This window comes from Janthinobacterium sp. TB1-E2, assembly GCF_036885605.1.
Classification (GTDB): Bacteria; Pseudomonadota; Gammaproteobacteria; order Burkholderiales; family Burkholderiaceae_D; genus Janthinobacterium; species Janthinobacterium aestuarii.
The window spans coordinates 1,580,064-1,593,531 of the sequence record NZ_CP142523.1 but is presented as its reverse complement, the minus strand read 5'-3'; the positions used below and the strand labels follow the sequence as shown (position 1 = coordinate 1,593,531).

The 13,468-nt window shown below is 55.0% G+C and carries 8 protein-coding genes; all 8 read left to right on the top strand.

The genetic code is table 11. The features are described 5' to 3' along the window. Position 1: 1 nt before the first annotated feature. The 8 genes from OPV09_RS07110 (at position 2) to OPV09_RS07075 (ending at position 13,316) form a co-directional block, all read left to right on the top strand. Positions 2–1,306: an MFS transporter gene (locus OPV09_RS07110; RefSeq protein WP_338680966.1), complete on the top strand. Its 1,305-nt coding sequence runs from the start codon at positions 2–4 to the stop codon at positions 1,304–1,306. A gap of 83 nt (positions 1,307–1,389) precedes the next feature. Further along, positions 1,390–1,953, top strand: a complete 564-nt coding sequence (locus OPV09_RS07105) for a cysteine hydrolase family protein (protein ID WP_338680965.1) — start codon at positions 1,390–1,392, stop codon at positions 1,951–1,953. A 425-nt stretch (positions 1,954–2,378) separates the two neighbouring features. Continuing rightward, positions 2,379–3,959, top strand: coding sequence for an isocitrate lyase (locus tag OPV09_RS07100; RefSeq protein WP_338680964.1), 1,581 nt, complete (start codon positions 2,379–2,381; stop codon positions 3,957–3,959). Between the two features lie 717 nt (positions 3,960–4,676). Beyond that, on the top strand, positions 4,677–5,414 hold the full coding sequence (locus OPV09_RS07095) for a LemA family protein (protein ID WP_046685382.1): 738 nt from the start codon (positions 4,677–4,679) through the stop codon (positions 5,412–5,414). Then, positions 5,411–7,144, top strand: coding sequence for an MAG1210 family protein (locus OPV09_RS07090; RefSeq protein ID WP_338680963.1), 1,734 nt, complete (start codon positions 5,411–5,413; stop codon positions 7,142–7,144). Before OPV09_RS07095 ends, OPV09_RS07090 begins: the two co-directional genes overlap by 4 nt. A gap of 1,063 nt (positions 7,145–8,207) precedes the next feature. After that, positions 8,208–9,710, top strand: coding sequence for a hypothetical protein (locus OPV09_RS07085; protein ID WP_338680962.1), 1,503 nt, complete (start codon positions 8,208–8,210; stop codon positions 9,708–9,710). Between the two features lie 5 nt (positions 9,711–9,715). Beyond that, positions 9,716–10,750: a hypothetical protein gene (locus OPV09_RS07080; protein WP_338680961.1), complete on the top strand. Its 1,035-nt coding sequence runs from the start codon at positions 9,716–9,718 to the stop codon at positions 10,748–10,750. A gap of 541 nt (positions 10,751–11,291) precedes the next feature. Next, entirely contained in the window at positions 11,292–13,316 is a 2,025-nt protein-coding gene (locus OPV09_RS07075; RefSeq protein WP_425324028.1) for an AAA family ATPase, read from the top strand. The last annotated feature ends 152 nt before the right edge of the window (positions 13,317–13,468 follow it).

The window sequence follows — 13,468 nt, the reverse complement described above, 5'->3', positions numbered from 1 at the left end:
CATGCCTACTTCCAACACCGCCGCAATCAACGCCGCTAGCCGTCCCCTCACCCAACAAGACTACAAAACCCTGTCGCTGGCCGCCTTGGGTGGCGCGCTGGAATTCTACGACTTCATCATCTTCGTCTTCTTTGCCAACGCCATCGGCCAGCTGTTCTTCCCGCCGGAAATGCCGGAATGGCTGCGCTTGCTGCAAACCTTCGGCATCTTTGCCGCCGGCTACGTCGTGCGTCCGCTGGGCGGCATCGTCATGGCCCACTTCGGCGACTTGCTGGGCCGCAAGCGCATGTTCACCCTGTCCATCCTGATGATGGCCGTGCCGACATTGCTGATCGGCCTGCTGCCAACGTATGCCACCATCGGCCTGGCCGCCCCGCTGCTGCTGCTCTTGATGCGCATCTTCCAGGGCGCAGCCGTGGGCGGCGAAGTGCCGGGCGCGTGGGTGTTTGTGTCCGAACACGTGCCGAGCCGTTTCACGGGCTTTGCCTGCGGCGTGCTGACGGCGGGCCTGACGGTCGGCATCCTGCTCGGTTCGCTGGTGGCGACGGGCTTGAACACCGTCTACACGCCGGCAGAAATCACCGAGGGCGCCTGGCGCTATCCATTCCTGCTGGGCGGCATCTTCGGCTTTGGCGCCATGTATCTGCGCCGCTGGCTGCATGAAACGCCCGTCTTTGCGGAAATGCAGCAACGCAAGGCGCTGGCCACGGAAATGCCCTTGAAATCCGTGCTGCGCAGCCACCGCGGCGCCGTCGTCGTCTCGATGCTGCTGACGTGGATGCTGTCGGCCGGCATCGTCGTCGTCATCCTGATGACGCCTGCCCTGCTGCAAAAGATCCACCACATCGCGCCGCGCACCACCTTGGTCGCCAATACCGTGGCAACACTGTGCCTGGCCTTCGGCTGCATCATCGCCGGCATGCTGGCCGACCGCCTGGGCGGCAAGCGCGTGATCTTCGTCGGTTCCGTGCTGCTGGCCATTTCCACATATATCTTCTACACCACCGTCGGCAGCCGCCCCGACCTACTGCTGCCCCTGTACGCAATGACGGGCCTGTTCGTCGGCGTCGTCGGCGCCGTGCCCTATGTGCTGGTGCAGGCGTTCCCGGCCCAGGTGCGCTTCTCCGGGCTGTCGTTCTCTTACAATTTGTCGTACGCGATTTTTGGCGGCCTGACGCCCGTGGTCGTGACCCTGATGCTGAAGAACAACGTGCTGGGCCCCGCCTATTATGTGATCGGCGTGTGCGTGGTGGGCATGCTGACGGCGCTGTTCATCAAGGATCAGCGGCAGACCGTGGGACGCTAGACCCGCTACCCTCCGCCAATCACTCCGGCACTATTCCCCAGGCAGGCGCCAAGTGCGCCTGCCATCCATTCCAGGCTACCGACATGCATGCCCACCATCCCGCACTGATCATCATCGACATGCAACAAGGCATGGCCAGCCCTGCTGCCGGAAGCCGCAACAATCCCGCTGCGGAACACCAGATTGCCGCCCTGCTGCAAGCCTGGCGCGCGGCAGACGCCACCGTCGTGCACGTGCGCCACATTTCCAGAACGCCAGGCTCTCCCTTCTGGCCGGGCCAACCCGGCGTGGAATTTCAGGCAGCGCTGGCGCCTTTGCCGGAGGAGCATGTCGTGGAGAAAAATGTGCCCGATGCCTTCATCCACTCGGGACTGGAACGCTGGCTGCGCGTACGCAGCATCAGCAAGCTTGTCATCGTGGGCGTCAGCACCAACAATTCCGTGGAGTCGAGCGCGCGCACGGCGGGCAATCTGGGCTTTGCCACGCAAGTTGTCGCCGATGCGTGTTTTGCATTTGCGCAAGTCGATTATGCGGGCACGCCGAGAACGGCGGACGAGGTGCATGCGATGGCGCTGGTCAATTTGCATGGTGAGTATGCGCAAGTGGTGACAGCTGCGGACGTGATCGATGCGCTGTCCCGCCCCTGACCTGCGCTGGCGCACCATCTTGTCCGCCAGGCTGTTGCCGGCACACGACATTCACGCTGGAACAGCCTTCCCCGCAAGGCCTCCCGCCCATTCCCTGCAGACATGCACAAGCTTGCGCCACCTTCGGGTGGCTTTTTTTCGTCCCGATTTGTCGCGCTGCACCAAATTCTGAAAAGACGTTTCACATCGCGGAATTTTCGACAGCAGACTCAGCCAGCAATGCTCTCACTTTTTGAAAATTCATTTCATATCATGAAAATATATAATTAAGTCGTTGAAAAACAAGGATTAAATTTAAGTTATATGTCTTATATAAGACTTGAACATCGACACGGATAAGCCTACTATTTAGTCATGCAGTTCGCATCGACAAAGCGGCGCACTCGACGATTTTCTCAAACTTAGTTTTTCTTTAGGAGATACACATGTCCCAATATCAAGACGACATCAAGGCTGTTGCCGGTTTGAAAGACCAACAAGGCAGCGCCTGGAACGCCATCAATCCCGAGTCCGCCGCCCGCATGCGCGCCCAGAACAAATTCAAGACCGGCCTGGACATCGCCAGGCACACGGCGAAGATCATGCGCAACGACATGGCCGCCTACGATGCCGACCCATCCAAATACACCCAGTCGCTGGGCTGCTGGCATGGTTTCATCGGTCAACAGAAGATGATCTCGATCAAGAAGCACTTCAACAGCACCGACCGCCGCTACCTCTATCTGTCCGGCTGGATGGTCGCTGCCCTGCGCTCCGAGTTCGGCCCGCTGCCAGACCAGTCGATGCATGAAAAAACCGCCGTCACCAGCTTGATCCGCGAGCTGTACACCTTCCTGCGCCAGGCCGATGCCCGCGAACTGGGCGGCCTGTTCCGCCAGCTGGACGCTGCCCAAGGTGCTGACAAGCAAGCCATCCAGGCCAAGATCGACGGCCACGTGACCCACGTCGTGCCCATCATCGCCGACATCGACGCCGGTTTCGGCAATGCCGAGGCGACCTATTTGCTGGCCAAACAGTTCATCGAAGCGGGCGCCTGCTGCATCCAGATCGAGAACCAGGTGTCCGACGAAAAACAATGCGGCCACCAGGACGGCAAAGTCACGGTGCCACATGAAGACTTCCTGGCCAAGATCCGCGCCATCCGCTACGCCTTCCTGGAACTGGGCGTGGACGACGGCATCATCGTCGCCCGTACCGACTCGCTGGGCGCCGGCCTGACCAAGCAGATCGCCGTCACCAATGAACCAGGCGACCTGGGCGACCAGTACAATTCCTTCCTCGACTGCGAAGAAGTGTCGGCCGACGCGCTGGGCAATGGCGACGTCATCATCAAGCGCGAAGGCAAGCTGCTGCGTCCTAAACGCCTGCCAAGCAACCTGTTCCAGTTCCGCGCCGGTTCCGGCGAAGAGCGTTGCGTGCTCGACTGCATCACCTCCTTGCAAAACGGCGCCGACCTGCTGTGGATCGAAACGGAAAAACCGCATATCGCGCAAATCGGCGGCATGGTCAGCGAAATCCGCAAGGTCATCCCGAACGCCAAGCTGGTGTACAACAACAGCCCGTCGTTCAACTGGACCCTGAACTTCCGCCAGCAGGTCTACGATGCGATGAAAGCGGCAGGCAAGGACGTGTCCGCTTACGAACGCGCCCAGCTGATGAGCGTGGAATACGACCAGACGGAACTGGCGCTGGCCGCCGACGAGAAGATCCGCACCTTCCAGGCCGACTCGGCCCGCGAAGCCGGCATCTTCCACCACCTGATCACCCTGCCGACCTACCACACGGCAGCCTTGTCGACGGACAACCTGGCCAAGGAATACTTCGGCGACCAAGGCATGCTGGGCTACGTGGCCGGCGTGCAGCGCAAGGAAATCCGCCAGGGCATCGCCTGCGTGAAACATCAAAACATGTCCGGCTCGGACATCGGCGACGATCACAAGGATTACTTCAGCGGCGAAGCGGCGCTGAAGGCGGCTGGCAAAGACAACACGATGAACCAGTTCTGAGCTTTTGGCTTAGTTGTAAAGTGAAAAACCCGCTTCGGCGGGTTTTTTTTCGTTAACCGAACGGCAATCCCGCTTGCTGATGGATGTTAATGCTTGATAGGCATACCGCGAATCGATAGCGCCGATGCTAACGGCAATCGATATCGATATCGTTCTATCCGGCCGTACTGCCATTCCTGTCATTAAATTCGTAAAAATTAATTAATACTGCCGTTCATCCAGCTCGACAGTGTTATTTCACCGCTGCATTGCAGCCCCTTCCTGCATTTCCTCTATTTGCCGATGGCAAAGCCTTAAAAAATTCTCGATCATTTATTTCTCCGCAAGGTCTGGTCTGGCGCAGCCGAAGATACGGTGGAGCGCGGGATTGCCTGCCGGCCCAGAAGGAATTTATTGGGACGCTATGGCCGGCTGGAAGCGGGTGTCCCTTATCCAGTGCCCACCTCCCTGCTGCCGGGTTTATGCAGGCGGCTGGCTGAAAATTGGTCGCACCGGAAAGTATCGAGGATTTTCCCCGAAACTTTATGTGAAATATCGGCTTGACCGCCCTTGATAGGGCCTCATCCTTCAAGATATGATGACAAAAAAAATTGATTTTGGGAAATATACACAATACACCGACATTTCGCTCCCGCACTTAAAAAGCTAAAGCGAAATATTTTGCAACCGAGCGAGAGTCGCTCAATAAGAAACACTCAATACAAAGGATTTTCAAGCATGGCAAATGATTTGGACGAAGTAACTGGCCCGATAAATGAGCAGGGGCGCGACATCAACGTCATCAGCAAGCAGATTTCCGTCCAAGTCGGCACCGGGTCGCTCATATTTGAAATCGCCCTGTGGACCGTCCTTCCGCTGATTGGAGGCTTGGCGCTGCTGACCGGTGCGTTGCCGCAAACGTACAGCTTGGCACTCCTGGTGCTGGGGGCACTGCCAGGCCTGGTCTTCCTGTTCATGAAGATCTCCGCCCTGGCGTATCTGCGCAAGCTGCAGCAGAAAATCCAGGCCGATGCTTCACAGATCGACAATTACCTGGAACAGCGCGTCGTCGTCCTGAACAACGTGGTTGGCCTGGTCGCAAAAGCGATCGACCTCGACAAGGACGTGATGAAGTCGGTAGCGGCTTACCGGAGTGGACAAAACCCCGATGCCGAACGCAATCAGGCATCCCAGAAAATCGACGGGATTTTTTCCCGCATCAGCCTGGCGTGCGAAGCCTATCCCGATCTGAAGGCACAAGCCGTCATCGCCGATGCCATGCGCCAGAACAGTTATCTGCAAAAGGAAGTGACCGCCGCGCGCACGCTGTATAACGATACCGTCGGCATGTGGAACCAGGACGTCTTTGCCTGGCCGACCAAGCAGATCGTCGCGGCGCGACAAGGTTATACCACGCGCATTCCTTTCACTGCCTCCGCCGAAACCAAGGCTGCCGCCCGGAGCGTCTTCTTTTGATCAACGACGTCCATGAACCATTGGAGCAGTATTCTTTCCACTTCAAAAATGCTCACGCCAGCAATACGTCGGACTTTTTCGAAGACCTCGTGCGCCAATCCGGCGTGGACGAGAACGCCAACATCACGACGGTGCAGGAACTACGCGTGCTCGAAAAGCAGGCCGCTGGCGCCGGTTCCAGCAACAAATGGTGGCGTATCCTGCGCGGCGCCAGCATCGTGGCCGCGTTACTGGCGGCACTCTATATCTACGCCTATCACGCATGGCCATGGCTCATGGTCCCGGCGATTGCGCTTGCCGCTGCGATTCATACGCTCAACCGCATCATCAACGATTCCGACGCGCAGTTAAAGCGGCTGCAGGATGCCTGCGACGAAAAGCGTGCCGTGGCCTGGGGCCAGATGGTGCCGCTGAACCACCTGTACGACTGGGATATCGTGGCGAAGCTGATGCAACAAACAGTGCCTCGCATCGCATTCGACCCGTATTTCAGCAACGGCCGCATGGAAGAGCTGCGCAACAGCTTTGGCTGGTATGGCAATCTTGGTGAGAACCACTCGATCGAGTTCTCGCACAGCGGCGTACTGAACGGCAACCCGTTCATTCTTGCACGCACCTTGTCACACTCGATGGGCAGCAAGACATACCATGGCTCGCTGGCTATCAGCTGGACGGAACAGTACCGCAATTCGCAAGGCAAATCGGAAACCAGAACCCGCCACGAAACTCTGCGGGCATCGATCGAGCGTCCCATGCCCGAGTACGAAAACCAGACGTTTATCGTTTACGGCAACGAAGCGGCGCCGGATCTCGTGTTCAGCCGCCACCCGTCAAAACTCTCCCGCCTGGAGGACGGCTTCCTCGACAAATGGCGGAAGAATCGCGCCATCAAGAAGCTGGAAGAAAAGTCCCGCGATGTCGACGAGGGGCATACTTTTACGGTGATGGCCAACCGCGAATTCGACGCCTTGTTCGATGCCACGGACCGCAACCATGAAGTCCAGTTCCGGCTGTTGTTCACGCCATTGGCGCAACAGGAAATGCTCAAGCTGCTCAAGGATAGTCAAACAGGTTTTGGCGACACCTTCGTATTCGAAAAAACCCGCATGATCAACGTCCTGGAATCGGGACACATGCGTGCTACCGATATCAGCGGCGCCCCGGAGAAATTTCTTGCCTACGAACTCGCCCAGGCGCGCATGTTTTTCAACGCCTATCACAACGATTTCTTCAAGTCATTCTACTTCGGGATCGCCCCGCTGCTTGCCATCCCCTTGTACCAACAGCATCGACCGCACTCGGACATCTATAAAGACACGTATTCGCACAAACCCTGTTTCTGGGAGCATGAAGCGATTGCCAATTACCACGGCGAGGCAATGTTCAGGCATCCCGAGTGCGTCACGCGAAGTATCCTGAAGACATCCATGCAACAGGAGGCCGACGGATCGCAGAAAGTGCAGGTAACGGCGAGCGGCTTCCGCAGCATCGCGCGAACCCACTACGTCTCGGTGAGAGGCGGAGATGGCCGCTCCCATCAAGTTCCAGTGCATTGGGACGAGTACTTCGAGGTCGAGAATAGCGCCAACATGCTGGTAAAGGAAACGGCTTCGCCAGGCAACACTGCTGCGGATGAAGTCGCGTTGCCGCCGGCGTTTTCACAGCGTGGCATCGATGCCGGGAAGACCGTGCTTCGCCGCTCGATTGTTTCGGCGGTTTTGGCTGGTTAGGGCAGCTTCGCGGATTACAGTGGCAGAAGTTGGACGCTTTAGTATGAAATCATAAAGCTGTGTGCCGGCATAGACGCGGGATAAGGTCCACCATTTGGACACGAACTGTTGCGCTAGGCGCCGTAAAAGCATGCTCATTCATAAAGCTGATTAGAACCACGAACGCGCGCCACAGGCGCGCGGGGCTGCCGCGCAGCGGTAGCAGTTGGTCGATTCGGAAAGGGCCGGTAGGCCTGATCCTTCGAATCTCCCGCGTAGAGCGCGCAAGGTGAAGCAGAGAATTCGCAGAGCATCGCCCTGCGCCAGCGGAACGAAGTGCTTCTCTCCACGTACAGATGAAAAAAAAGCTACCCGAGGGTAGCTTTATGTTTTTCGAGAGGGGGATTCCAATCATGCCTGAAAACGCGCATGGATAGCTAAATTTGACGGATGCTAGATTAAAGAATACCCCCAACGATGCCCTTACCGAAAAGTTGCCTACCTGCACCATGGATTAATGCAACAAAAAATATCCATTCGAGCTAAGGATTGAAAATCCTTGTGTCGGTGGTTCGATTCCGCTCCGGGCCACCAAGAATATGCCTCACGAAACGCCAACCATCACCGGTTGGCGTTTTTGTTTGTAGAGTAGAAAGTCCTTGCGTCCGGTCTATTTCCGACCAGCGTCCCACCACATTCCCCTCCGCGAAACCGCCAGAATCATCCAATCGTCCGGAGTATCCAGCGCCTCGTCATCGTGCTGCCCACAAATGACCGAGATGCCCATGCATCCATTTGTTCTGCGTTGACCAATTTGACAATCCCCTCAGGTGTAAAACCACACCATTCCCCCGCGCCGCCACGTCCCAAGTGTCCAGCTTGGCCTTTAGCAGCTGTCCAGTTTCAGCGGAATACGCACACAGACGCAGGCCATCCGAACGTTTGGTGGCTGCAAAAGTTTGGTGGCTGCAAAAGTATATTCTCTGCTCCGGATGTTGATGCAATACAATTGTATTTCCAGGTAGAACGGCATCGCGGGCGGTAGCGCAAACGAAAAGCCTACGCTCAACAACACAGGTGCCGCATGCTTCACGAATCGAACGAACTCCGACTGGGTCTTCCCGCCTTCAAGGTCGTTGATGACAGCATTGAGGTCGTATTCGATTTCTGCGCGACCGCGCCGTCTTCTGGGCGATCAGCATCCGACGACATTCTCGCTGGCTTGAACCACGTTCAACGTGAGATGCAGTCCACACAAGATCGGATCGATGAGCTGGACCAGCAGATTGACCGCCTGACCAACCATGCAGACCACATTGATAACTGGGTGGCCGTTGGAAGCGGCTTGCTGGCGGGACTGATAGATGTGTTTTGGGTAGGCGAATTCAGCTTCGAGCGTGGCAAAGCCTGGAGTAATCATGCGGTTAACGACTTCGTCATGAAGAGTGCCAAGGCGCAAGGCTACAAAGGCGAACGCCTGGATGGCGCCATCGAATTCTTGGAAAAGAAGTTTCCGCTCCCAACCGACAACATCTGGAAAAACCAAAACGCAAAAATCTCGGCCAGAAGCCATCACCTTGATGACTTGGCGCACCATCCGACGCCAATCGGCCTGTTCTTTTCTATCCTGACACAGTTTACCAAGACAGGATATTTCCAAAATAGTGAGGGCACCTTCCTGCCCATCGACATTGATGAAAATGGGTTGAAACTGATCGGCTCTGACATTCCCTCGAAGATCTTTTGCGGCACAGTCAACTGGTTTTTTCACCTTGTCAGCGATATGTCTGGCAGCAACAAGACGGCCGGCGCAGGCATGGGCATCCCCGGACCTATCGTGTCTTTGCTCAAGGAGCTCTCAACCATTCCAAGCTTGGACAAGACGGGCCTGCCAAAAAAACTCAAGGAGATTTTTGTAAACGAGCGATTCGATCTGCGCGCTGAATTGGCTGTCTTGCACGAAGTAAAACGCCAGGCAGTGCCTGTGTTGATCAACGAAGTGCTGGTACGTGCCTTTTATTTCATTAGCCGCCTGGTGACGGAGGTAAAAGCCAAAAAATCGTTCCAGGACATCGAATGGAAAAAGACGCTGCCTTGGAAAAATCGCACCATCGCGCGGATGCTCACTATCGCCACCGGTACCTTTACGGCCGTGGACCTTGCTGATGCGGCCATTCGCGCCGCACTGAAATCTGGCGGCAACTGGGGACAATTTGGCGCACAGCTGCTACTGCGCGTGAACTTCGTGGGGATTGGCCGCTTTACGGTCGCGGTGTACTCCGACGTATCGATGGGCGCACAAAGGAGCCGGGCACGTGATGAGCGCATCGCGGTGCTGAGCCAGCAACTGCACTGGGCCAATGCCAAGGTCGCCTATCTGCAGGCCGACATGTGGCAAACCGCTACGCACACCGAAACCTGCCTGCGGGAGGCCGAACAAATCATGTCCCAGTCCATGGACATCTTTGCACGTGCATGGAAAGAGAATCGCTCGTCCCTGCAGCGGATCGGGACGATGCGAACCGGCATTGAAGCCAACAACCCTGGACTTATTGACGACATTCACCAGCTCCTTAAATGGGGCTAATTAATATGACTGCTTATCCGGAAATACAGCGCGACGACAACAGGCTGCCTGAACTCATTCAGGCCCAGATCGGGAAACTCAATGAACTGGATGAGGGAGTGAAAAAAGCGCTCGCCGATGCGGAACTCGCCGAAACCAGTGCGAAAAAAGCACGCGAGCAATCAGCAGACCGAGGTTTTTTTACCGACAAGAAAAAAGCCGCCATTGAGGGGCTTCAGCAGGCGGGTATTGCACTGGCTGACGCAGTCACATCGGGCACCAAGGCTCAGAAGCTGTCTTTTGAAATGCAAAAACGGCTTGCCGATGTCACCAAATATCTCTTTACCTTGGGGGTAAGCAACATCGCCGCCAACCGCACCGTGGTGCGGGAACTGGAAATGCGCCTGCGCAGCGCTTCTGAGGAGGAGTTGTCCGAGCTGGCACGCACTGAAGTACTATCCGTCATCAAGCAATTGAAGGAGCAGGAGGATTTGCTCCGAAAGCAAGATCAGATGGGGAGAACGCTCGGCGGGCACGATACCAAAATCAGCCTCTTGCTGGATCAGACCGATGATCTAGGGCAGGCTGTCAAAGAGCAGGTAGACCTTTACCATACTCTTGCCGAAACGGTCGGCACATTACAGCAAGAATCCGAGCGGCAGCAAGCAGATCTGTCGAGCCTTCAGAAACAGTCCCTTGCACAGCAGCTCGAACTCGAAGCGCTCGGCAAAGGGCTGGTTCAGGCGGACTCTCGGACTCTAGCAGAAACCCAGGAATTGAAGCTACGGCTCCAGGATCAGCATGCCCAACAAACCACCTTTGCCAACTTGCTGAAATACTTGGAACAGTCTTCGCAATCGCGGCAGCAAGAAATCAAGGCCCTTCAGCAGCACATCTCGGCACAGCAAGAGGAGCTGGAACAGCTTAGAACCGCATCTACTCAAGCTGGTTCGCAGGCTGAGCAATCAATCGCCAGCCTGCGCTCACGCCTCAATATGCGCACCGCTCTACTGGCCATATGGGTGATGGCAATTCCTGTCGCAATCTACTTTCTGCGCTAGCGGCGTCTTGGCGCAGGGGGATCAACGATTTTGGTGCAACAACAAGTCCCGGCTTGAAAATCCTTGTGTCGGTGGTTCGATTCCGCCCTAGGCCTCAGGGACAAATCGCCGAAACAGTGAGCTTTTGGCCAAAAGCCGGGGCATCTGTTCAGACACGGTCCGGAATCGAACCGTTCTCCGGCTTACCCCTGACAAGTTCGTAGTTTGGCGCGAAGAACGCGCCGTAGAGTATGCGCACTTTCTACAGACTAGCTGCAATAGGATGATGGCGGACCATGCCGTATGCAAGTGCATTTCCATCCCGCACAATTGCATACGTCTCCTCCCATTCCGGCCATATAGCACTGGCCGCTGGCATCAAGAGCCGGACACACGTTGTAGTACGTATTCTTGCAATGGATCTTTGCTAATACGGCGCAGTCCCGGCCTATAGTCGTCAAAGATCCGAAAAATTGATGAAGGTACTATCGCCTTCAAACATTTGGTAATATCGACGCCCGACAATCGGGTACCATTGCTGAATATTAACGATGGAGGACCGATGAGATTACTTTCATTCAGAGTACGGAACTATCGCTCGATCAATGATAGCGGTGAAATTTCCGCTGCTCGCATAACTGCCCTATTAGGCCGAAACGAAAGTGGAAAATCGAACCTCCTACGGGCATTGCACAGCCTTAACCCCATTGAAGGATTCCGGGCTCTGAATCCCATAAAAGACTTTCCACGGCACAGGCGCCTAGAGGAATGCATAGACAACACACCAGTGTTGTCTACCACTTGGGAACTAAACGATGACGATAAATACGCTTTACTGGAGTTGCTTCCACGTGCCACCTCAGTGGCACAGCTAACCATCGGACGAACCTACGGTGGTATAAGAACAGTAGGATTCCCAGAATTAAAGAGCATACCTTTCGATGAAGCCGACATCAAGAACAAGGTCAAGAAAGTGGCGGCAGCAGTTCGAGCTGTAGCCCAAAAACAAGAGGATCCCACCACGCTGGATACCGCAGCCGATGTCTTTGAAACTGCAACCTCTATCACAAAAACGCGCGAGACTTGGGCGACCGTAGCTGAACCTGCGTTCAAATCTCTACGAACGACCCTGGCTGGCGCTGATGCTGAATTAACCGATAAACAGGAAGAGCTGCTCTCAGAAATCGAAGAACTGGCCGAAAACATTACGGGAGACAAAGACGCTCAGCAGAAAGCTCGAAGCTGGGCGGTTACCACTATTCCAAAATTTATCTATATCGACGAGTATCCGGATCTTGCGGGCCACCAGGACATTGCGGCCTACATACAACGGAAGTCGCAGAGTCAATTAAATGACTCGGACAAAAACTTTGAGAAGCTATGTAAAGTCGCAGGACTTGATCCAGAAGGGCTTCAGACACTACTTGGGCAGAATGATCACGAGACTCGCAATCAACTCGTCAATCGTGCCAGTGCTGTAGTGACGGCTGAAATTAAACGCCTATGGAAGGATCGCGCCCTCAAGATTCGATTCAACCTCGATGCCCACCATCTGGATACAATCATCTCTGATCCAACGAGCACTTATGACGTTGAAATTAACCTCAACGAAAGAAGTCGTGGCTTCCAATGGTTTTTTGCGTTCTACATAGCATTTTCTGCAGATACTGATGGAGGCCACGCGGAGAACGCGGTGATCCTACTCGATGAACCAGGCCTATATTTACATGCAAAGTCCCAATCCGACCTGCTACGCCACTTTGATGTTGACTTCTCCAATCAGATTCTCTATTCCACGCACTCGCCATTCATGGTGCCAACACATGCGCTCGATTCGGTGCGTACCGTTAATATTGCAGAAGGCGCTGGCACCACCGTCACAAATGACCCAACGGGCGATGCCAAGACACTTTTCCCACTTCAAGCTGCGCTTGGTTACGATCTTGCTCAGAGCCTTTTTATTGGCCCCAACAATCTGATTGTAGAGGGGGTCACAGACTTCTGGATTATGAGCGCAGTCAGCGCCTACATGATTGAAACGAATAGGACATCGCTTAATCCAACACTTACAATGACGCCAGCTGGAGGAGCTCAGAAGGTCTCATACATGGTCGCGCTGCTGACATCCGAGTCACTAAATGTTTTGGTTCTACTCGACACCGAGCGAGACTCCAAAGCTACCAAGGCTGAGTTGCTGAAGTCGAGGCTCATTCGCGAGCAAAACGTCGTCTTCGTGTCAGAAGCATTTACTCCAACTCCAAATGAGGCCGATATTGAGGATCTTCTAGACCCAGCAATCTACGAATCCTTAGTGACAGAGAGCTACAGCGCTGAGTTGAAGGGCAGGACTTTAAGTCTCAACGCGAACATCCCACGGATTGCGAGGCGAATTGAAACAGGATTAAGCGATCTAGGCATCGCATTTCACAAAACCAGACCAACGCGCTTATTTCTTAAGAAGATGGCCTCAGAGCCGGAGAAAATATTGTCGGATCAAAGTCTAATCCAATTCGAGACGTTATTTGAATTAATAAATAGCAGATTGGACAAGCAGGTATCGCGGGGAAATAAGCCTTTCGAGGTATAAGTAGGCCACGTCGAACGATCCAGCCAGAATGCTGCCTCTTTCATGAGTGAATATTCCGTATTCCGGAGAACGTGGTCAGTCGTCATGGTCTCGTGCCCACTTACTCCGGAAGATACTCACGATTGATTATTCCCCCTTCTTCTGGTACACGT